This is a genomic window from Bordetella sp. 2513F2 (assembly GCF_054642735.1).
Map to the genome: position 1 here is coordinate 4,150,563 of NZ_CM137755.1, position 21,957 is coordinate 4,172,519.

A 21,957-nucleotide genomic window follows, 5' to 3' on the forward strand; every position below is an offset into this window, starting at 1 on the left:
CCGCCTCCGAGCGCGGGAACCCCATGAAGACTGCCCTGGACCACATTGCCGTGTCGGCGCCCGACCTCCGGGCCGGCGCGGACTTCGTCGAACGCGCCCTGGGCGTACGCCCCCGGCCGGGCGGCGCCCATGCGCGCATGGGCACGCACAACCTGCTGCTGCGCCTGGGCCCGGACGTCTATCTGGAGGTGATCGCGCCGGACCCTGCCGCGCCCCGGCCGCAGCGGCCGCGCTGGTTCGAGCTCGACCGCCTCGGGCCGGCCTGCGCGCCGCGGCTGGCGACGTGGGTGGCGCGCACGGACGACATCGCCGCGGCACGCGCCGCCGCCGGGCCGTCGCTGGGCGAGGTGGAACCCATGCAGCGCGGCGCGCTGTCGTGGCGCATCACCATACCCGCGGACGGCAGCCTGCCCGGCAACGCCGGCGGGGCCATGCCCACCCTGATCCAATGGGACGCCGAACCGCACCCGGCGGCCGTGCTGGACGACCTGGGCTGCACGCTGGAGGGGCTGGACGTGTTCCACCCCGAGCCGGCGCGCCTGCACGCCATGCTGGACGCGATCGGCTACGAGGGCGCCGTCGTCAGCCTGCATTTCGGCGAGACGCCGCGGCTGCAGGCCCGCGTGCGCACCCCGCATGGGCTGCGCATGCTGCCGGCCGCCGCCGCGCCGGACGGCGCAGCTCAATAGTTGATCGAGGCCGACAGCATGTAGGTCCGCCCGGCGGCGTTCGTCACGAACGAGCCCGACGCCAGCCAGTAGCGCTTGTCGGTCACGTTCTCGATGTTGGCGCGCAGCACCACGTCCTTGCCGGCGACCCGCATGTGGTAGCGGGCGCCCACGTCGTAGCGGGTGTAGCCGGGCAGGCGCAGCGTGTTGGCGCTGTCGAGATACACCGACGACGTGCGGATGGCGCGGCCGTTCAGGCTCAGGCCCTGCACCCACGGCGTGTCCCAGTCCAGGCCCAGGTTGTAGGTGCTGGCGGGCACGCCGGCCGGACGGTTGCCCTGGTTCACGCCGTTCTGCGTCTTGTTGAGCTCGCTGTCGATGAAGGAAGCGCTGGCCATCAGGCGCAGGCCGGGGGTGAGTTCGCCGAAGGCGCTGAGCTCCAGGCCGCGATTGCGCTGTTCGCCGAAATAGCCGTAGACGTTGTCGTCGTTGGCCTCGCCGGCGGGGCGGGCGAGCTGGAACAGGGCGGCAGTGGTGGTGATGCTGCCCCAGTCCACCTTGACGCCCGCCTCGTACTGCTTGGACTTGTAGGGGGCCAGCACCTCGCCCCGGTTGGCATAGGTGGAACCGACGATGGTGCCGCGCGTCAGGCCTTCGGTGAAGTTGGCATAGACGGAGACGTTCTCCAGCGGCTTGACGACCAGGCCGGCAACGGGCGAGGTGGCGTTCGCCCGGTACTTGCTGGTCTCGGCGCCCGTGATGGTGTCGTAGCTGTCCACGTCCACGGTCTGGCGGCGCGCGCCCACGGTGAGCAGGACGCGGTCGTCGGCAAAGGACAGGGTGTCGGCAATGGCGAAGCTGGTGAGCGCGGTGTCGGACGCCTTCTGCGGCGTAAGCCGGACGGCCGGGCCCGCGGGGATGTGCACGGGGTGATAGATGTTGGAGGCCACCACCGCCGAGCCGGTGGAATAGGCGTTGCCGGCCTCCTGGTCCATGTAGGTGAAGCCCAGCGCCACCCGGTGCTTGATGGCGCCGGTCTCGAAGCGCGCGCTCAGGCCGGCATCGCCGCTCAGGGTCTTGGAGTAGGAGTCGTAGTACGTGGTCATCACGTGGAAGTTGCCGTCGGCATCCACCGACAGCCGGCGCGCGCCGGTCTCGTCCACCGTCACCGGGAAGATCTGGCGGACTTCGCCGTCGCGGTATCCCAGGGCGATGTGGCCCGTGACGTTGTCGGTGAAGTCGTACTCCAGGCGCGACATCACGGTGTCGTCGCGCTGGGTGAGCCGGGTGCCGGGATAGAAATTGGTGCGGCCGTCCGGCGGGGACGGCAGTTCGTCGATGCCCGGCTGCCAGCCGATCTGCGAGCGGACGTTCTCGATCTCGTCTTCCTGGTGGATGGCGTCGATGGACCAGCGCAGGCGGCTGCCGCGGTAGTCCAGGCCGAGCGCGGCCATGTCCAGGCCCTGATTGCCGTCGCGCAGCGTGGCCTCGCCGCCGCGCTTGACCCCGTTGAAGCGCACCCCCCAGGCGTTGTCCTCGCCGAAGCGCCTGCCCAGGTCGAGCTGGGCGGTGGCGTTGGACTCGCTGGAGTAGCCCAGCGTGGCGCGGGCCAGCGGCTCGTCGTCGGCACGCTTGGTGACGACGTTGATGGCGCCGCCGATGCTGCCTCCGGGCGGGATGCCGCGCATGAGGGCGCCCGGGCCCTTGAGCACCTCCACGCGCTCGAGGATCTGCACAGGCACGCGGCTGGACGACACCAGGCCGTACAGGCCATTGACGCTGACGTCGCCGCTGCCCACCGGAAAGCCGCGGATCTGGAAATCCTCGCCGAAACCGCCGGTGGAGGTGAGGTTGCGCACCGAGGCATCGTTGACGACGACGTCGGCCAGGGTGCGCGCCTGCTGGTCGTACAACAGCTCGGAGGTGTAGTTGGTGGTGCTGAACGGGGTGTTCATCACGTCTTCGGCGCCGAGCAGCCCCAGGCTGCCGCCGGTGGCCACCTGCCCGCCGGCGTAGGGCACGGCAAGATCGCCGAGGATGCCGGCGCTCACCGTAACGGGAGCCAGCTCGGCCACCGGGCCCGCGCCGGGGCGCGACAGGGTCACGCTGTTGCCGTTGCGGTCGTAGTGGATGCCGGTGCCCTGCAGCAGCTGGCGCAGCGCCGCTTCCGGCGCGAGCTCGCCCGACACGGCGCCTGCATTCAGGCCGGCGACGACGTCCGGGGAGAAGAAGATCTGCAGGGGCGTCTGCTGCCCCAGCTGCAGCAGCGCGTCGCCCAGCGGCTGGGCCGGGATATGGAGGATGCGGGCGGCGCTTTCCTGGGCCCGGACAGCAGCGGGGGCCACGCCCAGGCCCAGTGACAGCGAAATGGCCAGTGCGGAAAGCGCCAGCCGGGGCGGGAAACGCCTGGCGCGTCGGGACGGAGGGTTATTCAAGATGCGGATTCCAGTGATGGGCGCCACGGACGGTGGCGGGGGCATGCTCGGGTCTGAACGTGGCGGGAGCCGGCTCGCGCTGCCCCCTCATTTATCCAGACGCACGACCCCCGCCTTCACCGGAATGGGAATCGATATTATTTTTCAGGACCTGGCCGCCAGGCGTGTGCCGGCATCAGCGGGCGACCACGGCCAGGTCGCCATTGACGGCACGCTCCACGGCCACGGGCGCGATGACGGGCAGCGCGGCCATCATCGCCTGGGGATCGTCGATGTCGAACACCCCGGACACGCGATACCGGTCCAGCCCGGGCGCCGCGAGGCGGGCGGGCCGGGGCAGGTAGCGGTTCATTTCCTGGATGACCGCGGCCAGCGGCATGTCGTCGAACACCACTTTGCCGCCCCGCCAGGCCGCGACCCGGCCCACGTCGACCTCCATGATCCCGCCCAGCGTGCCGTCTGCGTAGGCAGCGGCCTGCTGGCCCGCCGCCAGCCGCCGTTCGGCCGGCCACCCGCCGCGACCCGCCGCCAGCCGGACCGAGCCCGACTCCACGCTGACGCGCAGCATGTCGGCATCCCGGCGCACGTCGAAACGCGTACCGGTGACGGTCACCCGGCCGATGCCGCCGTCCACGACGAAAGGGCGAGCGGCGTCGTGCTGCACGTCGAAATAGGCTTCACCGCGTTCCAGGACCACCCGCCGGCTGTCTTTGTCGAAACGCACGACGAGGCGGGTGCCGGAATTCAGATGCAGCGTGGAGCCGTCGGGCAGGCTGGCCTGCCGCCGCTCGCCCTGGCGCGTGGCCAGCCCGATGACGTCGGCGGCCGGGCCGGAATGGCGCATCGGGCCTGCCAGCCCTGCCACCACGGCCAGCGCACAGGCGGCTGCCAGCCCGACGCAGGCGCGGCGGCGCGGCAGCCCGTGCGGCGCCGGCCGGGCGGGCACGTCGCGCATCAGCGCGCGCAACCGCGTCTCCGGGACGGCCAGCGCGGCGTCCCAGAGCCGCATCAGCCTGCGGTATTCGCGCTGGTGCGCCGGGTCGGCCTGCAGCCAGGCGGCGAATGCCCGCCGCTCGGCGTCGGTGGCCTCGCCCGAATGCATGCGCGCGAACCACTGGGCGGCGTCGCGCGGCAGGTCCAGCCCGTCCGGCGGCACGGGCCCGGGGCCGGAATCAGTTGGGCGCATGGTGCTGCAGCCGCTCGTTGATGTGGCGCACGGAACGCGTCATGTATTTTTCCACCATGCTGCGCGAGAGGCCCATCTGATGGGCGATCTCGGTGTGCGTCCATCCCTCGAGGCGGCACATGATGTACACCTGCCGGCATTTGAGCGGCAATTCCGCCAGCGCCACCGCCAGCGCGTCGGCCAGTTGCTGGAACCGGATGCCGTCATCGGCCGGCGCCGTGGCGGGGTGCTCGACCTCGTCCATGCTGTCCAGCGACGTGATCTCCAGCGCGTTCACGTGGCGATGCCGGCTCACCAGGCGATTCGACGTGCCCCGGGCCATGTAGGCCCGGGGATCATGGATGGCGCCCACGCCGCCCTCCAGCATGCCGAGCACGGTGTCGTGCATGGCGTCTTCGCCGTTCTCGCTGCCGTGCCCGCCCCGCCGCCACCGGGTGATCAGTTCCGCGTAGTGGGCGAGCCAGTCTTTCCTGGGCTGGGCGGTGCGCGGCATGGGCGGGGCGGCAAAGTCACAGGGAGAAATAATGTTTTATTTTAATACGCATTCTCATTTGCGCGCGCGAACCCGCCCGGTGCATGCCGGCCCTCCGGCCGGCGCCGGCTCAGCGCCGGGGATAGCCCTGGGACTTGATGCGCGCCCACACGGCGCGCTTTTCCGCCTCGTCCATGAAGACCCAGTTCGCCACCTCCATGGCCGTGCGGCCGCAGCCGCGGCAGATGTCGTCATACAGGGTGGAGCACACGGCCACGCAGGGAGAATCGGTGGCCGAGAAGACGTCGCGGCTGCCGCGTTCGGCGGCAACCGGGATATCGGGCAGGTCGGAAGAAGAACGGCTCATCGGGCTAGGTTAACACCCGGGGAGCCGCCCCTTTTCCATGGCCCTGCCGCGGGCGCAGGCTTGGGCGGCTGCCGGCCTCAATCCACCTTGGCGTTGGAGCGCCTGACCACGTCTTCCCACACGGGCACTTCCTTCTGGATGAAGGACGCAAAGGTCTGGGCGCTTTCGCCCCCCACCTGGGCGGAGCCCATGTCGGCCAGCTTGGCCGCCACGTCGGGCGAGACCAGCGCACGATTGACCGCCTCGTTCAGGCGCCGGGTGAGGTCGGCGGGCAGGCCGGCGGGCGCGAAGACGCCGTACCAGTTCGTCACCACGAAGCCGTCGTAGCCGGCCTCGTCCAGGGTGGGCAGATCCGGGAAGGCCTCGGCGCGCCTGGCGCCGGTGGTGGCCAGCGGGCGCACCCGTTCGGCGCGGGCCTGCGGCAGCAGCGCGCCGGTGGTCTCGAAGGCGATCTGCACCTGGCCCGCGATGACGTCGGTCATGGCCGGCCCCTGGCCCTTGTAGGGGATGTGCAGCATGTCCACGCCGGCGCGCAGCTTCAGCAGTTCGCCGGCCAGGTGCTGCGGGCTGCCGCTGCCGCCCGAGGCGAAGTTGTATTTGCCGGGCTCGCGCTTGAGCAAGGCCACCAGTTCCTCCACCGTCCTGGCCGGCACGCCCGGATTCACGTACAGCACCAGCGGCATGGCCGCCACCTGGGCGATGGGCTGCAGGTCCTTCACCGGATCGATCCGCAATGTATAGAGATTGCGATTGATGACCACCCCGGTATTGTTGCCGAGCAACAGCGTGCAGCCATCCGGGGCCGAGCGGGCCACGAACTCCGTGCCGATATTGCTGCTGGCGCCGGCCCGGTTGTCCACCACGATGGGCACGCCCAGCGACTCCTGCAACGACGGCGCCAGCAGGCGCGCCAGGATGTCGGTGGTGCCGCCCGGCGGGTAGGGCGAAACGAAACGGACATTGGCGCAGTTCCAGCCGGCGGCCAGGGCCGGCGCCCCTCCCGCCAGCATGGCCAGCGCCACGCCCGCGCGCAGGACGCGGCGACGCACGCCGCCCTGCAAACCCGTCTTCCTCTTCGATGCACACGTCATTGCAGTCTCCTCTGCGTGATGCATTATGAAAAAAGGGAACGTGCCGGACGACGGCTGCCCGGGGCGGCCGGTCCGTGCCCTGCCGCGCGCCGGGCGGGCGCGGCAGGGCGGATCAGGCTTCCTCGCCGCGCTGCAGCGTGTGGTAGCCGTGCTTGCGCCGCGCATCGGCGAGGCGGGCCCCGGCCAGCGCCTCTGCCAGGATCGCCTCCTCGGCGCGGCGCGTGGCCAGCGCCTTGGCGAACACCTCGTGCGCGCGCGCCTGCGGCACCACCACCACGCCGTCCTGGTCGGCCACCACGATGTCGCCCGGGCAGACGCGGACCTCGCCCAGGCTCACGGGCACTTCCACGCCCTCGACCTGCACGCGGTCCTTGCCGGTGCGCATGAAGCGGCCCCGGCTGTACAGCGGATAGCCGCAGTCATCCGCCTCCGCGGTATCGCGGCAGACGCCGTTGATCACGGTGCCGGCCACCCCACGGTGGCTCGCCAGGCGGCTCAGGATGCCGCCCCACACGGTGCAGTCGGTTCGCCCGCCGTTGTCCAGCACCACCACCGCGCCGGCGGGCACGTCGTCGATGAAATCGCCCACCGTGCCCTTGGCCTGGGTATCGACCGGCGCGAAACGCACGGTGTAGGCGGGCCCGAACACGCGCGGCTCGCCGGCCACCCTGCCCAGGCCCGGCGCGCTGCCCGGGAGCTGGAAGAAATCGAGCGCGTCGGAAATCTCGGCGGTGCTGAGCGCGCGCGCCGCGTCGTCGAAAGAACTGGCCTGGGTCACGGGATCCTCCGGAATGACGAATGAAACGAACAGGCATGCCTCAGCGGCAAGAATGACAATCTAACCTTGATTGTCAGACAAAACAAGCCTGTTTGTCTTTCTGGCCGGCCTGCATGGCAGACGGTATAGTTGGCGGTCTCCGACTTCCGCACCCGTGCAATGCCCAGTCTCTCCGCAGCTCCCGATGCCGCCCGCCCCGCTGCCTCCAAGCGCATGCAGGTGGCCGACCAGCTGCGCGAAGCCATCCTGTCGGGCCGGCTGCTGCCGGGCACGCGCCTGATCGAGCGGGAGATCTGCGCCCTCACCCAGGCCAGCCGCCCACTGGTGCGCGAAGCCATCCTGCAGCTCGAAATGGAAGGCTTCGTCTACAGCGCGCCGAACCGCGGCTCCGTGGTGGCCACGCTCACTGCCGAGGAAGCCGCCAACATCTACCAGGTGCGGGGCGTCCTGGAAGGCCTGGCGGCCAAGAACTTCATCGCGCTGGCCAGCCCGCAGGAACGCCAGGCCCTGCGCGCCGCGCTGGACCGGCTGCAGGCCGAGATCGACGTGGGAGACGTGCCCGGCCAGCTGGCCAGCATCAATGCCTTCTACGAAGTCCTGCTGGCCGGCTGCGGCAATCCCACCCTGGCCGAGACCCTGCGCCTCATGCACGGCCGCATCGCGCGGCTGCGCGCCACCTCCATCACCAGCCCGGGCCGGGTGAAGCAGTCGCATGCCGAGATGTCCGCCATCGTGGACGGCATCGAAGCCCACGATGAGCAGGCCGCCTGGAACGCCTGCATCCGCCACATGGAGCTCACCGCCGCCGTGGCCCTGAAGGTGATCAGCCGGATGCAGCCCCGGCGCGGGCGCGGCTAGGGTTACGCGTTCAGGACGGATGGCCGGCGTCCATGGTTGGCCGGCAACGTCCACGTACCTGACGTGAGCCCAGGTGCGCGACGTTCAGATCTCGTCGATAGGCGTGCTGCGCGGGTCCGGACCGGCCTCCTGGCCCAGGGCGTAGCGGTCGCGCGTGGTGACGTAGAAGCTTGCGCCGAATCGCCCCACGGGGAAGTAGTCCTGCAGGCGCACGCGCCAGGCCTGCGTGTCGATCAGGCCGTCGCGCGCATGCAGCCAGCGCACCTGGCCGATGAAGATCTGCCGGCTGGCGGTTTCCAGGGTTTCGTACAGCGTGCACTCGAAGGCCACGGGGGCCTGCGCAATGCGCGGCGGCGTCACGCAGCGCGACGGCACGGCGTCGAGCCCCGCATGGGCCAGTTCGCTGGCGTCCGGCGGCAGCGGGTCGCCGCAGCGATGCATCTGTTCGGCCATGGCCTCGTCGGTGAGGTGCACCACGAACTCGCCGCTGCGTGCGATGTTGCGCGCCGTGTCCTTGAGCGCGCCGCCATCCAGCCGGTTGATGCTCACCATCACGATGGGCGGTTCCTCGCCCAGCATGTTGAACATGCTGAACGGCGCAGCGTTGACCACGCCGGTTTCCGACAAGGTGGTGATCAGCGCGATGGGCCGCGGCACGATGAGGCTGGCCATGAGCTTGTAGCGCTGGTGCTCGGTGATGCGGGCGAAGTCGATTTCCATGGTTCTCAGGCCAGTCCCAGCATCTGCGCCAGGGTGTGTGCGGGTTGCGGGCGCTCCAGGCTGATGCGCTGCTCGAGGTCTGCCAGGTGCGCGTCCATGACCTTGACGGCCTCGGCCGTCTGGCCGCGCTCCATCAGGTCGACGATGAGCACGTGCTCGTCATGCTCGCAGGCTGCGTTGCCGGGCGGTTCGTACAGGGCCACGATCAACGAACAGCGCGACACGAGCTCGGACAGGTAGCCCTGCAGGATGGCGTTGCCGCACAGCTCGCCCAGCCGGGTGTGGAAGGCGCTGGCCTGGCGCGCCCAGGCGGGCTGGCCGGCGCGGTGCAGCAGCGCGTGCTCGTCGCGCAGCTGCTTGCGCAGCGAGGCGAAGTCGGCCCTGGTGGCGTGGCGCACGGCCAGCGGCAGGATGGCGGCCTCGAGGGCGCGCCGGGCCTGGAAGATCTGCCGGGTTTCCTCGGGCGTGGGCTCCGCCACGACGGCGCCGCGATTGTGGTGCAGGTCCACGACATGATCATGGGCCAGGCGCTGCAGCGCCTTGCGCGCCACCGAGCGCGTGACGCCGAAGAGCTCGCACAGCGCGGCTTCCGGCAGCTTGGTGCCCGGCGTGAGGCGCTGGCTCATGACGCTTTCGAAGACGGCGCGGTAGATGCGCTGCTCGACGGGCTCGTCGGGCTGGGCGGAGGCGGCCGGTCGCACGGCGCCGCGCGCGCCGCGGCGCGCGGGTTGCGCCGCGGCATCGGCAGCAGGACGGCGGGACGGAACGGACTTGGGCATGGAGGCGGGGCGATGGCGTTTGTTCAGGCAGGCAGTCCGTCGACGTGGCGGAAGATCTCGCCGGGGGTGGTGAACCAGATCTCGCCGCGGTCGCGCGCGGCGGCCAGCGGCGCCAGCGCCCGCCGCAGATGGCGCAGGCGGTACGGCTGGCCGACGATGTAGGGATGCAGCGCGATGCCCATCACCAGGGGCTGGGCGCGCGACTGCGCCTGCATCTCCGCGTACTGGTCGAGGATCATGTCGGCGAAATCGCGTCCGTCCATCTTGCGGGCGATGATCATGGGAATGTCGTTGAGTTCCTGCGGGTAAGGCACGGACCACAATTGTGCGCCGGCCTTTGCGGCCCGGGTGGCCATGCGCACCGGCTGGTCGTCGTGGCACCAGTTCAGCGTGTAGCGGTAGCCGCTCTCGGCCAGCAGGTCGGGGGTGACGCGGCTCTCGGATATCCAGGGCGAGAGCCAGCCAGCGGGCGGGCGGCCGGCAAAGGCGGCAATGCGGTCGCGGCAGTACTCCACGAGCCGGCGTTCCTCGGCCTCGGTGTGGTCGCCCTGGCGGTAGGCGTTGGAGTGGCCATGCCCGATGAGCTCGTCGCCGCGGTCCAGGCAGGCCTGCACGAGCTCCGGGCAATGATCCAGCAGCGCGGTATTGATCAGCGCGCCGGCGGGCAGGCCCAGGCTGTCGAAGAGGTCGAGGCAGCGCCACGCCCCCACGCGATTGCCGTATTCGCGCCAGGCGTAGTTGAGCACGTCGGGCTGCGGCGAAGGCGGCCCCAGCTCGGCTCCCAGCCCCGAACCGAAGGCGAAGTGCTCGATGTTGAAGCCGAGATACACGGCCAGCCGGGCTCCGTTGGGCCAGCAGTAGTCGGCGCGGCGGTGGATGGCGCTGTAGGGAAAGCGGCCGTGGTCGGCCAGGGGACCGTATGGCGGGGCGCCGTCCTGCCTCGTTCTAGTGCCTTGCAGCTCGCCTTGACTCATTCTGGTGCAAATCCTGATGCATGATTGTGCTCAATAGAACCCATGTTTTGTAGACAAACCTTGGCGACATACATGCCAAGAATTGTGCGCAAACCATGGGCGTTCCTGGATGCAATGGGGTCCGCAGCCCGATGCCGCAGACCTGGGCGCAGGCCGTTTGGCACGGATATTGCATGGCATTGCGGGCCACACCCCACCCTACATGCAAGAACCATTCCACATCCAGGAGTGCCTCATGACCCTCTCCCGCCGCACTTTCCTCGCCACCGGCATCGGTGCCGCGCTGCTGTGCGCCGGCCTGCTGCCGCCCGTCGCGCTGGCCGCCGAGCCCATCAAGATCGGGCTGATCACTGCCCTGTCCGGCGAATCGGCCCGCGCCGGCGAAGCCATCACGCGCGGCCTCACCATCGCGATCGACGAGATCAACGCCCAGGGCGGGCTGCTGGGCGGCCGGCAGCTCGAACTGGTGCGGCGCGACGACGAGGCCAATCCCGCCAAGGGCATGGCCGCGGCCCGCGAGCTGATCTACAAGGAAAAGGTGGCGGTGCTGTTCGGCGGCCTCGATACGCCCGTGTCCATGGCCATCGTGCCCATCGTGAACCAGGAGAAGATGCCCTTCGTCGGCCCCTGGGCGGCCGGCACGGGCATCACGCAGAACAAGGGCAATCCCAATTTCGTGTTCCGCGTCTCCGCCATGGACGAGATCGTCGACAAGGCCATGGTGCAGTACGCCGGCAAGACGTTCCAGAGCAAGAAGCCCGGCATGATCCTGGTCAACAACCCCTGGGGCGAATCCAACGAAAAAGGCCTGAAGGCGGCGCTGGCCGCAGCCGGCATCGAAGCCGCCGGCGTCGAGAAATTCCAGCCCAGCGATCTCGACGTCGTGCCGCAGCTCAGCCGCCTGAAGGCCGCTGGCGCCGACGCGCTGTTCCTGGTGGGCAACGTGGGGCCTTCGGCGCAGGTGGTCAAGTCGCTCGAGCGCATGGGCTGGAAGGTGCCGGTGGTGTCGCACTGGGGCCCGGCGGGCGGGCGCTTCACCGAACTGGCCGGCCCCGGCGCCCAGGACGTCCATTTCATCCAGACCTACAGCTTCTTCGGCCAGCAGGGCCCCATGGGCGAGAAGGTCATGAACGCGCTCAAGGCCCGGTACAGCGACATCAAGGGCCCGCAGGACGTCACGCCGGCAGTGGGCGTGGCCAACGCCTACGACGGCATGCGCCTGGCCGCGCTGGCCATCGAACAGGCCGGCTCCACCGACGGCGACGCGATCCGCCAGGGGTTCTACAAGATCGGCAAGTACGAGGGCCTGATCAAGACCTATGAACAGCCGTTCGCGCCCGGCCGCCACGATGCGCTCAGCGAGAACGACTACGTCTGGACCCATTTCGTCGACAACCAGATCCTGCCCGTGGGCAGCGCCAGGTAGGCGATACGCCGGGAGAACCGCATGTTGTGGACGTCCGCACTGATCAGCGGCCTGGGCCTGGGGAGCATGTACGGCCTCATGGCCCTGGGCTTCTACCTCACCTATGCCGTTTCCGGCACGGTGAATTTCGCGCAGGGCAGCTCCATGATGCTGGGCGCGGTGCTGACGTACACCTTCGCGCAGACCCTGGGCTGGCCCATGGCGGCAGCCATCGTGCTGGCCCTGGCGCTGTGCGCCGCCTACGGCCTGGTGGTCGAGTTCCTGGCGGTGCGGCCGTTCGCGCGGCGCGGGTCCAATGCATGGCTCATGTCCACGGTGGCGCTGGGCATCGTGCTCGACAACCTGGTGATGTTCACCTTCGGCAAGGAGCCGCGCAGCCTGCCCTCGCCGCTGGCCCGCACGCCGCTGCAGATCGGCGAACTGGGATTGGGCGTGTATCCGCTGCAGCTGCTTATCCCGGCGGTGGGCCTGGCGCTGGCCGCGCTGCTGCATGCCGCCTCGCGCCGCACCCGCTGGGGCGTGGCGCTGCTGGCCGTGGTGCAGAACCCCAACGCCGCGCGCCTCATGGGCATACCCGTGCGGTGCGCCATCATGGCGGCCTTCGCGCTTTCCACGCTGTTCGCCGGCGTGGCCGGCGCCCTGGTCGCACCGCTCTTCAACGTGCAGGCCGACATGGGCACGCTGTTCGGCCTGAAGGCCTACGTGGTGGCCATCCTGGGCGGCATCACCAGCGCCTGGGGCGTGATGATCGCAGGGCTGCTGTTCGGCGCGGCCGAAGCGCTCATCACCGTGGCGCTGGGCTCGGGCTATACGCACATCATCAGCTTCACGCTGGTCATCGCCATGCTGGCCCTGCGGCCCAATGGCATCTTCGGACGTGCCGAGGTCAGGAAGGTATGAAATTCCGCATGCACGGCACGGCCCAGGCGGCCGTCTATCTCCTGCTGGCCGTGGCGGCGCTGGTGCTGGCGTCCCGGGTCAACGGCTACTACGTCTTCGTGCTGGGCAACGTCGCGCTGCTGGCCCTGGCCAGCATCGGCCTGAACGTGCTGCTGGGCCTCACCGGGCAGATGTCGTTCGGCCATGCGGGTTTCTATGCCATCGGCGCCTATGCGGTGGCCATCCTCACCGGACAGGCCGGCTGGAGCTTCTGGCTGGCCTGGCCCGTGGCCGCGCTGGTCGCGGGCGCCTTCGGCTGCCTGCTGGCCGTGCCCGCGCTGCGGGTCAAGGGCCCCTACCTCGCCATGATCACCATCGCCTTCGGCTTCATCGTGGAACATGCGCTGATCGAGGGCGGCGAGCTCACCGGCGGGCAGAACGGCCTGATGGGCATCGTACAGCCCGACGTCGGCGGGCTGGCATCCGGCGACCGCGGCGTGGCCATGCTGGCCATCGTGGCTGCCTTCGCGGCCCTGGCCGGCTACGCGCTGCTGTCGCGCGGCACCTGGGGCGCCGCCATGCGCGCCGTCAAAGACAGCGAGACTGCCAGCGAGGCCATTGGCATCAATCCGCTGGCCGTCAAGACGGTGGCCTTCGCGGTGTCCGCCGCCCTGGTCGGCCTGGCAGGCGGCCTGTACGCGCCGCTCACGGGCATGATCACCCCGCACAACTTCAATTTCATGCAGTCCATCCTCTTCGTGCTGGCCGTCACCATAGGCGGCGCAGGCTCGATTGCCGGCCCGCTGATCGGCGCCGTGGTGGTGGGCCTGCTGCCCGAAGTGCTCGCCGGCATGGAGGAGTACCGCCTGCTGTTCTTCGGCGCCTTCCTGCTGGTGGTGCTGTGGGCCGCGCCGCAGGGCGTGGCAGGGTGGGTGTCGGGCTGGCGGCGCAGGCGCTCAGGTCCGGCGCGCCTGGCCCCGGCCCACGATACGCCGCCCGCCACCGCGGCGCGCACGCGCCCGGCGCTGCATGCCGACGATCTCGGGATGCGCTTCGGCGGCGTGCAGGCGGTGCAGTCGCTGTCGTTCCAGCTGCTTCCCGGCGAGGTCCTGGCCCTGATCGGTCCCAACGGCGCCGGCAAATCCACCGTGATCAACATGCTCAGCGGCTACTACCGCCCCACCGGCGGCGAAGTGCGGCTGGGCGGCGAAACACTGCGCGGCATGCCCGCTCACCGCGTGGCGCGGCGCGGCATAGCCCGCACTTACCAGACGTCCCTGCTGTTCGACACGCTCAGCGTGGAAGACAACGTGGCGCTGGGCCTGCAGCGCGGCCGCCTCGGCGGCCTGCTCTCGGCCCGCCGCTTCCGTTCCCGCGATGCGCGCGAGCGGGCCCGCGCGCTGCTGGCTTTCTGCGGCTACGCAGGCGAACTCGATGCGCCCGCGGCCGACCTGCCCCACGTCGACCGCAGGCTGGTGGAGATCGCGCGCGCCCTGGCCACGCAAGCCGACATCCTGCTCATGGACGAACCCGCGGCCGGCCTGTCGCGCGAAGACAAGACCCGGCTGCGCGAGCTGCTGCGCCGCATCGCCGGCACCGGCGCCGGCGTGCTGCTGGTCGAACACGACATGCCGCTGGTGATGTCGGCCTCCGACCGCATCGTGGCCATCGACGCCGGCCAGATGCTGGCCACCGGCACGCCCGAGGCCATCCAGCAATCGGCCGCCGTGCGCCAGGCCTACCTGGGCGAGGCCGCCGGCGCCCGCCAGCCCGCCGAGCGACCGCGCGCGGCTGCCGGCAGTACCCCCGCGGCCGAAGTGCTGGGCGTAGGATCGCTCACGACCGGCTACGGCGCCAACCCGGTGCTGCATGGCATCGACCTGCAGGTGCGGCGCGGCGAGATGGTGGCCTTGCTGGGCGCGAACGGCGCCGGCAAGTCCACCCTGATGCGCACGCTGGCGGGCCTGCACCGGCCGGCCCAGGGCGGCGCCCATTTCATGGGCCACGACCTCCTCGCGCTGCCCGCCGACCGCATCGTGGCGCACGGCCTGGTGCTGGTGCCCGAGGGACGCCAGGTCTTCCCCGACCTCAGCGTGCTCGACAACATCCGCCTGGGCGCATTCCTGCACCCGGCCGGGCGCGAAGCCCGCGTGGAAGAAATGCTCGACCGCTTCCCGAGGCTGCGCGAGCGCCTGCACCAGCGCGCCGGCCTGCTCTCCGGCGGCGAACAGCAGATGCTGGCGATCGCGCGCGGCCTGATGGCGCGGCCGGCCATCCTGCTGCTGGACGAGCCCTCGCTGGGCCTGGCGCCCCGCATCATCGACGAGCTCTACGGCGTGCTCGACCGCCTGCGCGGCGAATCCATGACCATACTGCTGGTGGACCAGATGGCTGCGCTGGCGCTGTCGCTGGCAGACCGCGCCTATGTGCTGGAATCGGGCCGCGTGGCCGCCCACGGCACGGCGCAGGAGATCGCGGCCGACGGCGGCCTGGCGAAGGCCTATCTGGGCGGATGAGCCGGCCCGCACAGGGTTTCCGCCGCCTTGATATATCAGGATGCGCTTCCCATAATGGGCCGACATCCCGCATCGCCGCCCGACGCCCCATGCCCGCATCGCACAGCGCCACCGCCTCGGACCGCATCCTGGCCCGCTTGAAAGAAGACATCGTCAGCGCGCGCCTGCATCCCGGCATGCCGCTCGACGAAAAAGCCCTCAGTGCCCAATACCAGGTGTCGCGCACGCCCGTGCGCGACGCGCTGCTGCAGCTGTCTGCGCTGGGCTTCGTGCGCATCGTGCCGCGCACGGGCATCTTCGTGGCCGAACTGGGCGCCGAAGCGCTTGCCGACATGTTCGAGGCGCTGGCCCATCTCGAGGCCCTGTGCGCCGAACTGGCCACGCGCCGCATCACAGCCGCACGGCGCGACGCCCTGGCCCGCGCCCACCGTTCCGGCCGGCCGGGGCAGGCGGCGCAGCGGGCCGGCGGCTACGACAGCGCCAACAACGCTTTCCACGAAGCGCTGTACACCGCCGCGGGCAATGCCCACCTGGCCGGGCAGATCCGCGACCTGCGCAACCGCACCCACCCTTACCGCATGCGGCACTTCGACGACGCAGACCGCATGGCGTGCTCATGGCGCGAACACGCCGCGATCCTGGAAGCCGTGCTGGATGGCGACGCGCCGGCGGCCCGGCGGGCTGCCACCCACCATGTGGTGCAGGGCCATGCCGATTTCTCCGGATTCCTGGCCCGGTTCCCCGCAGGGCTGTATGCAGACGGTCCGCGAAATACACGTGCGTCCCGCCCGCCGGAACGGGCCTGCGTCATCCCGCTGCACTGGATGCACGCGCCGCTCGACATGCCGGACGGAACCCGCGGCGCCGCCCCGCGCGCCGCGCGCTGATCCATCCCACACACGTCATCGATGAGGCCTGCCATGTCGAGGTTGATGCCTAAGCTCGCGGCTGCGCTGGCTTGCGCGCTGCTCATCGCGCCGGGCGCCCGCGCCCAGCCGCAACCCCTCACCCTGGTCGTGGGCTTCGCGCCGGGCGGCGGCGTCGACACCCTGGCGCGCTCGCTTGCCGAAGCGCTGTCCCGACCGCTGGGCCGCCCGGTGATCGTCGAGAACCGGGCCGGGGCGGGCGGCACCATCGCCGCCAGCGCCGTCATGCGCGCGGCGCCGGACGGCAGCACGCTGCTGTTCGCCGACTCGTCGCTGCTGCTGGCGCCGCACATCAACGACAAGATCACGTACGACCTGCGCAGCAGCTTCACGCCGGTGGCGGGGGTGGGCGAAGCCGGCCTGGCGCTGGCCGTGCCCGCGGCCAGCCCTGCGCGCGACCTGCAAGGCTTGATCGACATGGCCCGCGCCGAGCCCGGGCGCCATACCTACGCTTCGGTGGGCATAGGCTCCATGCACCACCTCGGCGGCGAACTCTTCAAGATGATGAGCGGCGCCGACCTGGTGCACGTGCCGTACAGCGGCGGCAGCCCCGCGGTGCAGGCGCTGATCGGCGGCCACGTGGACGTATCCATATCGGGCCTGCAGGCCGTGATCCCCCAGGCCGAAGGCGGCAGGGCGCGCATCCTGGGCGTGCTGGCCCCCGAGCGCTTCCCCGGCCTGCCCGACGTGCCCGCCATCCGCGAGGTGCTGCCGGGCTTCGAGGCGCTGCCGGCGCTGTTCCTGCTGGCGCCTGCCGGCACGCCGGCGGAGGTGATCGGGCCGCTTGCCCAGGCGCTCTCGCAGGCACTGCAGTCGCCGGCGCTGCAAGCCACTTACCTCAAGCAGAGCGCCGTGGCCCGCTACCGGCCTCCCGCCGAACTGGCCGGATGGATGGCCGCCGAGGAACGCCGCTGGGTCGAGGTGATCGAAAAGTCGAAACTGGAATTCAATTGACCATGGCCTCACACCAGACCTCCGCCGCGCAGGCAGCCGACGACCGCCCGCTGATCGGCCTGATCGTCCCTCCGGCCCAAGGCAGGGTCCCCCCCGACGGCCCCGTGCTCTATCCCCATGTGCGCTTCGTCGCCCGCGGCCTCGCCCTGGAATCCGTGACCCCGCAGGGTTACGACGGCGTGATCGATTCGGTAGTGCAGCATGCCGTGGCCCTGCGGCAGGCGGGCGCGCAGGCGGTGTCGCTCATGGGGACGTCGCTGAGCTTCTATCGCGGCGCCCCGGCCAACGACGTGCTGCTCGCGCAGCTGCGCGAGGCCACGGGCCTGCCGTGCACCACCATGAGCGCCGCCATCGTGCGCGGCCTACGCGCGCTGGGCGCCCAGCGCGTGGCCGTCGCCACCGGCTACGTCGACGCGGTCAATCGCACCCTGCAGTCCTACATGGCCGACACCGGCTTCGACGTCACCGTCTGCCGCGGGCTGGGCGTCACGGGCGTGGACGCCATGCAGCAGGTCGGCCCGCAGACCCTGGTCGACCTGTGCTGCGAGGTCCACGCGGCCGCACCGTCCAGCGATGCGATCCTGCTGTCGTGCGGCGGGCTGCACACCATCGACGTGGTGCCCGAAGTCGAGCGCCGGCTCGGCGTGCCGGTGGTCGCCAGCTCGCCGGCCGGCTTCTGGGATGCCGTGCGCGTGGCCGGGCACGGCGTCCCCATTGCCGGCCGCGGCCGCCTGCTCGCCATCGGGTAGCGTCCGCAGTCCTATTCCGGCTGCGGCCACACCGGCTTGCGCTTCTCCACGAATGCGGCAATGCCTTCCCTGGCGCTGTCCAGCGTTGCCGCCTGGCAGAAGCTGTCTGCGGCGGCGGCCACCGCAGCGCGATAGCCGTTGTCGTTGGCGTGCATGAAGGCCGCACGACCATGGCGGATCACTTCGGCAGACTTGCCGCACAAGGTCCGGGCCAGCTCCCTGGCCTGCGCCAGCGCCTCACCCGCAGGCGCCACGCGGGAGACCAGGCCCAGCCTGCAGGCCTCCTGGGTATCGAAGCTGCGTCCGGTGAACAGCAGCTCGAAGGCGCGATGACGACCGACGATCCGCGGCAGATGCGTGAAATGAATCGAAGGCGGCACGCCTGCGTCGATCTCGGGATAGCCGAAAGTGGCGCCCTCCCCGGCCACGATGAGGTCGCAGGAGATGGCCAGGGTCATGCCGCCGCCGCGGGCCGTGCCATCGATGGCCGCAATGGTGGGCTTGCCCATGCCGAACTGCGCATCGGTGTTGCGCACATAGAGCCGTTCCAGCAACGCCCGCACCCGGGCATGGTCTCCCGAGTGTATGGCTGCCAGGTTGAGTCCCGCGCAGAACCTGCCGGGCACGGCGCTGCCCACGATGACGGCGCGAACGGCAGGGTCGCGCGCGGCCCGATGCAGCGCGTCGAGGTAATCGTCCAGCATCTGCTCGGACAAGGCGTTGACCGGCGGATTATCGAACAGGATTTCCGCCACCTGCTCCCGCACATCGTAATGAATCATTGCTCGCCTCCTGTCTTGTGTTCCGGTTGCCGGACCGTCTGGATCACGGACTGCGCCAGCAAGCTGTCGATTGCGGCGTCGTCGTAGCCGAGTTCCCTCAAGACCTCTGCCGAATGCTGGCCGTGAAGCGGAGGCGGGCGTTTCGCGCGCCTGGGCTCGTTCTGGAACTTGACGGGCAGGCCGACCTGCTTGAGCGCTCCCAGCAGCGGATGGTCGCTGTGGGCGATCAGCTCACGCGCCTGCACCTGCGGGTGCGCGAGCGCCTGGCCGAGCGTATGGATGGGAGAACAGGGCACCTTGGCCCGGCTGAGTATCTCGACCCACTCGGCCACGGTACGCTGGATCATCTTCTCCTGCACGAGCGCCACGGTGCGCTCGATATTGCCGAGGCGCCGTGCATTGGTGGCGAAGTCGGGATGGGCCACGTAGTCTTGCAGACCCGCCACTTCGCAGAAGCGGCGCCACTGCGCGTCGTTGCCGGCGCCCAGCATGATCGGGCCGTCCTTGGCCTGGAACGCCTGGTACGGGCACATGCTGGGATGCGCCGTGCCCATGGGGCGGGGCTCGGTCCCGGTATGCCAGTACGTCTGGGCCATGTAGCTCATGAAGCCCAGCGCGGTATCCAGCAGGGCCAGCTCGACATAAACCCCCTTGCCGGTGCGCTGGCGTTCGATCACGGCCGCCAGGATGCCGCTCAGACCGAACATGGCCGTACCGATGTCCACCGGCGAGAAGCTCGCCCGGGCATAGTCGCCCCCGGGGTGCCCCAGCGTGCTGATCATGCCGCTGAAGGCCTGCAGCATCACGTCATACCCGGGCTCGTCGCCCATCGGGCCGGTACGCCCGTAGCCACTGATCTCGCAGTAGATCAGCCTGGGATTGAGCGCCGACAGCGTTTCGGCGTCCACGCCCAGCTTGCTTGCCGTTCCGCTGCCGAACCCTTGCAGGATGATATCGGCCCCGGCGACCAGCTCGTGGACGATGCGGCGCCCTTCGGCGGACTTGAGGTCCAGCGCGATGCTGCGCTTGTTGTGGTTGACGGCCAGGAAGATCGTCGACTCCCCGCCCGCCGTGGGCGTCCAGCCGCGCGTATCGTCGCCCAGGCCCACCGGTTCGACCTTGATCACATCGGCGCCCAGCTCGCCCAGGTACTGCCCGCAAAGCGGGCCGGCCAGCACCTTGGAGAGGTCGACGACTTTCAATCCGGCCAATGGCTGCATGCTGCTCCCCGTTCGTTCATGCCTTGTTGATCCCACGCGATCGGCCCGCCGCTATTCCGGCCTGATGCCCATTTCGCGGGCGGCTTCGCGCCATACCCGCGTATCCTCGCGCACGAAATCCGCGACCTTGTCTGCAGGTACGACGAGGTTGTCCACGCCGCGCTCGGCCACGCCCTTCTGGTAGCCGGGATCCCGCGCCGCACGCTCCACGAGCTCCCTCAGGCGCTGCACGACGTCCGGCGGGGTCTGGGCTGGCGCCTGGAGCACGAACCAGAAATTCAGGTTGGTTCCGCCATACCCCTTTTCCTCCAGGGTCGGGACGTCGGGCAGCAGCGCAGAACGCTGGGCGGACGTTATGGCAAGACCGCGCAACTGCCCGCCCGTCACGGTACCCACGGCCGTCGTCATGCTGTCGAACATGAAATCGATCCGGCCGGCCAGCATGTCGGCCTTGGCATTGCCGCTGCCCTTGTAGGCGATCGGCATGGCCTTGATACCCGTGAGCTTGCGCAGCAGGGAGCCATAGATGTGAGGCGAAGTCCCCGGCCCGAACGTGGCAAAGGTGAGTTCGCTCTTCTTGCCTTTCGCGACCAGGTCCTCGATGGTTTTCATGCCGCTGTCGGGATGCACTACCAGGACGTTGGCCAGCGAACCGGTGATGCCGATGGGTATGAGGTCCGTTTCCGGATCGAACCGCGCCTCGGGATACATGATGGGATTGATCGCCTGCATGGCGGCGGTCATGTGCACCAGGGTGGCGCCGTCCGGCGCGCTGTCCACCACATACTGCGTGCCGATGTTCCCGGACGCCCCCGCCTTGTTCTCGACCACCACGGGCACGCCCAGCTCGCGCGCAAGCACCTGGCCAAACTGGCGGGCGATGAAATCGGTGGGGCCCGCGGCCGAGAACGGCACGACGATGCGGGCAGGTTGCGGGTTGCTCCCCAACTGGGCCAGCGCCCGGCCTGGAGCCGTCATGCCTGCAGTCAGTGCCGCCACAGCGGCGCCAACGAACTGGCGGCGATTCATGCAGTTCATCGATCTCCTCCTGGATTGTCAGTCGCGCCTTTGCACAGGCGCTCGTCAGAGCCAGCACTATCGAGGAGGGCTTAATATTATTCAAATATTATGTTCGTATGCCTTCCATACGAATATCCGTATAGGAATGGAGCAAGCGCCCATGACACTGGACCTGCGGGACCTGCGCAACTTCCTGGCCGTGGCCACGGCAGGGTCGATTTCGCGCGCGGCTGCCATGCAGCACATGGCCCAGCCCGCCTTGAGCGTGCATATCAAGCACATCGAAGACATGCTCGGCACCCCGCTGTTCGAGCGCCTGCCCAAGGGGGTGCGGCTGACGGATGCCGGCGAGCGCCTGCTGGTGCACGCCAAGGACATCCTTCGCCGGGCCGAGCTGGCCTACGAGGAAGTCAGCCAGCATATCCGGGTACCCAGCGGCCACGTTGCCATCGGCTTGCCGCAGTCCATGGCGCGCTTCCTTACCGTGCCCCTGGTGGCGGCGGTGCTGGCCCGGTGGCCCGGGATCCGCTTCCAGATCATCGAGTTGAGTTCGGGCTACATACCTGGCTATCTTGCCAAGGGAGACATCGACATCGGCATGACGTTCGGAGCCGATGACCACAATGGGCTGCACTACACCCATCTGCTCGACGAGGAACTGGTGTTCATCAGTTCTCCCGCGCAGTTGCGGCATGCGCTGGACAGCAAGGCCGCACGGCGGCAAAGCATCGCGCTCGAAGAACTGGCGGCATTCCGCATGATCCTGCCCACGCGCACACACAGCCTGCGCAGCAGGCTCGACGATTACCTCGCCAGGGCCGGCGTGCAGCTCGATATCGTGGCCGAAGTCAATACCACCCCCCAGCTGATCGGGCTGGCCGCCTCCGACATCGGCTCCACCATTCTTTCCTACGCCGCAGTGGTGGACGACCCCTCTGCCTCCGGCGTGCGGGTGTTGCGGTTCCCGGGATCCAGGCTGACACGGCCTGTTTTTCTCTGCACCAAGCCCTCCTCCCCCAAGACCATGGCAGTCACTGCGGTGACACAGCTGATCGCGGATACCGTCAGCCAACTCACCGAGGAGGGAACCTGGCCCGTGCGCATGCTGCGTGGCCCCGCCCGCAACGCATGAAGGAGTACCGGCGCAACGCGGAACT

Annotated in this window: 21 protein-coding genes; 9 read left to right on the top strand and 12 right to left on the bottom strand. The window is 69.7% G+C overall.

Features of this window, described 5'->3' with window-relative positions; translation table 11 throughout:
* Positions 1–23 precede the first annotated feature (23 nt).
* A complete protein-coding gene (locus tag ACYBYQ_RS19625; protein ID WP_459616097.1) occupies positions 24–689 on the top strand; it encodes a VOC family protein in 666 nt (221 codons plus the stop codon).
* Here the strand turns inward: ACYBYQ_RS19625 and ACYBYQ_RS19630 are convergent.
* From ACYBYQ_RS19630 to ACYBYQ_RS19655, 6 genes are all read right to left on the bottom strand, one after another.
* Entirely contained in the window at positions 683–3,103 is a 2,421-nt protein-coding gene (locus ACYBYQ_RS19630; RefSeq protein ID WP_459616098.1) for a TonB-dependent siderophore receptor, read from the bottom strand. The two genes, ACYBYQ_RS19625 and ACYBYQ_RS19630, sit on opposite strands and share 7 nt — an antisense overlap.
* Positions 3,104–3,278: 175 nt before the next feature.
* Positions 3,279–4,289, bottom strand: coding sequence for a FecR family protein (locus tag ACYBYQ_RS19635; protein ID WP_459616099.1), 1,011 nt, complete (start codon positions 4,287–4,289; stop codon positions 3,279–3,281).
* Positions 4,276–4,782, bottom strand: a complete 507-nt coding sequence (locus ACYBYQ_RS19640; protein WP_459616100.1) for a sigma-70 family RNA polymerase sigma factor — start codon at positions 4,780–4,782, stop codon at positions 4,276–4,278. Before ACYBYQ_RS19640 ends, ACYBYQ_RS19635 begins: the two co-directional genes overlap by 14 nt.
* A gap of 109 nt (positions 4,783–4,891) precedes the next feature.
* Entirely contained in the window at positions 4,892–5,128 is a 237-nt protein-coding gene (locus ACYBYQ_RS19645; RefSeq protein ID WP_459616101.1) for a DUF1289 domain-containing protein, read from the bottom strand.
* Between the two features lie 77 nt (positions 5,129–5,205).
* Positions 5,206–6,219 (bottom strand): Bug family tripartite tricarboxylate transporter substrate binding protein, encoded by a 1,014-nt coding sequence (locus ACYBYQ_RS19650; protein ID WP_459616102.1) that lies wholly within the window; start codon positions 6,217–6,219, stop codon positions 5,206–5,208.
* A 112-nt stretch (positions 6,220–6,331) separates the two neighbouring features.
* Positions 6,332–6,997 carry an RraA family protein gene (locus ACYBYQ_RS19655; protein WP_459616103.1) on the bottom strand — a complete coding sequence of 222 codons (666 nt, stop codon included), beginning with the start codon at positions 6,995–6,997 and terminating at the stop codon, positions 6,332–6,334.
* 159 nt (positions 6,998–7,156) lie between these two features.
* Between ACYBYQ_RS19655 and ACYBYQ_RS19660 the strand changes: the two genes are divergently transcribed.
* Positions 7,157–7,855: a GntR family transcriptional regulator gene (locus ACYBYQ_RS19660; protein ID WP_459616104.1), complete on the top strand. Its 699-nt coding sequence runs from the start codon at positions 7,157–7,159 to the stop codon at positions 7,853–7,855.
* Between the two features lie 84 nt (positions 7,856–7,939).
* Here the strand turns inward: ACYBYQ_RS19660 and ACYBYQ_RS19665 are convergent, their stop codons facing one another.
* Genes ACYBYQ_RS19665 through ACYBYQ_RS19675 form a run of 3 tightly spaced genes read right to left on the bottom strand, consistent with a single transcriptional unit; the run spans position 7,940 to position 10,328 of the window.
* Entirely contained in the window at positions 7,940–8,575 is a 636-nt protein-coding gene (locus ACYBYQ_RS19665; RefSeq protein WP_459616105.1) for a flavin reductase family protein, read from the bottom strand.
* Between the two features lie 5 nt (positions 8,576–8,580).
* On the bottom strand, positions 8,581–9,354 hold the full coding sequence (locus ACYBYQ_RS19670) for a GntR family transcriptional regulator (RefSeq protein ID WP_459616106.1): 774 nt from the start codon (positions 9,352–9,354) through the stop codon (positions 8,581–8,583).
* Positions 9,355–9,377: 23 nt separating this feature from the next.
* Positions 9,378–10,328, bottom strand: a complete 951-nt coding sequence (locus ACYBYQ_RS19675) for a polysaccharide deacetylase family protein (protein ID WP_459616107.1) — start codon at positions 10,326–10,328, stop codon at positions 9,378–9,380.
* A 235-nt stretch (positions 10,329–10,563) separates the two neighbouring features.
* On the opposite strand from ACYBYQ_RS19675, the gene ACYBYQ_RS19680 reads away from it, so the two are divergent.
* The 6 genes from ACYBYQ_RS19680 to ACYBYQ_RS19705 all read left to right on the top strand — a co-directional run bounded on the left by ACYBYQ_RS19680 (position 10,564) and on the right by ACYBYQ_RS19705 (position 17,778).
* Entirely contained in the window at positions 10,564–11,754 is a 1,191-nt protein-coding gene (locus ACYBYQ_RS19680; RefSeq protein ID WP_459616108.1) for an ABC transporter substrate-binding protein, read from the top strand.
* A 21-nt stretch (positions 11,755–11,775) separates the two neighbouring features.
* Positions 11,776–12,654, top strand: coding sequence for a branched-chain amino acid ABC transporter permease (locus ACYBYQ_RS19685; protein ID WP_459616109.1), 879 nt, complete (start codon positions 11,776–11,778; stop codon positions 12,652–12,654).
* The gene (locus ACYBYQ_RS19690) at positions 12,651–15,149 is read left to right on the top strand and encodes a branched-chain amino acid ABC transporter ATP-binding protein/permease (protein WP_459616110.1); all 2,499 of its coding nucleotides are present in this window, start codon (positions 12,651–12,653) and stop codon (positions 15,147–15,149) included. Before ACYBYQ_RS19685 ends, ACYBYQ_RS19690 begins: the two co-directional genes overlap by 4 nt.
* Positions 15,150–15,238: 89 nt before the next feature.
* On the top strand, positions 15,239–16,036 hold the full coding sequence (locus ACYBYQ_RS19695; RefSeq protein ID WP_459616111.1) for a GntR family transcriptional regulator: 798 nt from the start codon (positions 15,239–15,241) through the stop codon (positions 16,034–16,036).
* Between the two features lie 45 nt (positions 16,037–16,081).
* A complete protein-coding gene (locus ACYBYQ_RS19700; RefSeq protein ID WP_459616112.1) occupies positions 16,082–17,029 on the top strand; it encodes a Bug family tripartite tricarboxylate transporter substrate binding protein in 948 nt (315 codons plus the stop codon).
* Between the two features lie 2 nt (positions 17,030–17,031).
* The gene (locus ACYBYQ_RS19705; RefSeq protein ID WP_459616113.1) at positions 17,032–17,778 is read left to right on the top strand and encodes an arylmalonate decarboxylase; all 747 of its coding nucleotides are present in this window, start codon (positions 17,032–17,034) and stop codon (positions 17,776–17,778) included.
* An 11-nt stretch (positions 17,779–17,789) separates the two neighbouring features.
* On the opposite strand, the gene ACYBYQ_RS19710 is transcribed toward ACYBYQ_RS19705, so the two are convergent.
* Genes ACYBYQ_RS19710 through ACYBYQ_RS19720 form a run of 3 tightly spaced genes read right to left on the bottom strand, consistent with a single transcriptional unit; the run spans position 17,790 to position 20,818 of the window.
* Positions 17,790–18,560 carry an enoyl-CoA hydratase/isomerase family protein gene (locus ACYBYQ_RS19710; RefSeq protein WP_459616114.1) on the bottom strand — a complete coding sequence of 257 codons (771 nt, stop codon included), beginning with the start codon at positions 18,558–18,560 and terminating at the stop codon, positions 17,790–17,792.
* On the bottom strand, positions 18,557–19,780 hold the full coding sequence (locus ACYBYQ_RS19715; protein WP_459616115.1) for a CaiB/BaiF CoA transferase family protein: 1,224 nt from the start codon (positions 19,778–19,780) through the stop codon (positions 18,557–18,559). Before ACYBYQ_RS19715 ends, ACYBYQ_RS19710 begins: the two co-directional genes overlap by 4 nt.
* Before the next feature lie 51 nt (positions 19,781–19,831).
* Entirely contained in the window at positions 19,832–20,818 is a 987-nt protein-coding gene (locus tag ACYBYQ_RS19720; protein WP_459616116.1) for a Bug family tripartite tricarboxylate transporter substrate binding protein, read from the bottom strand.
* A 142-nt stretch (positions 20,819–20,960) separates the two neighbouring features.
* Here ACYBYQ_RS19720 and ACYBYQ_RS19725 point away from each other — a divergent pair, with 142 nt between their 5' ends.
* Positions 20,961–21,932 carry a LysR family transcriptional regulator gene (locus ACYBYQ_RS19725; protein ID WP_459616117.1) on the top strand — a complete coding sequence of 324 codons (972 nt, stop codon included), beginning with the start codon at positions 20,961–20,963 and terminating at the stop codon, positions 21,930–21,932.
* Positions 21,933–21,957 lie beyond the last annotated feature (25 nt).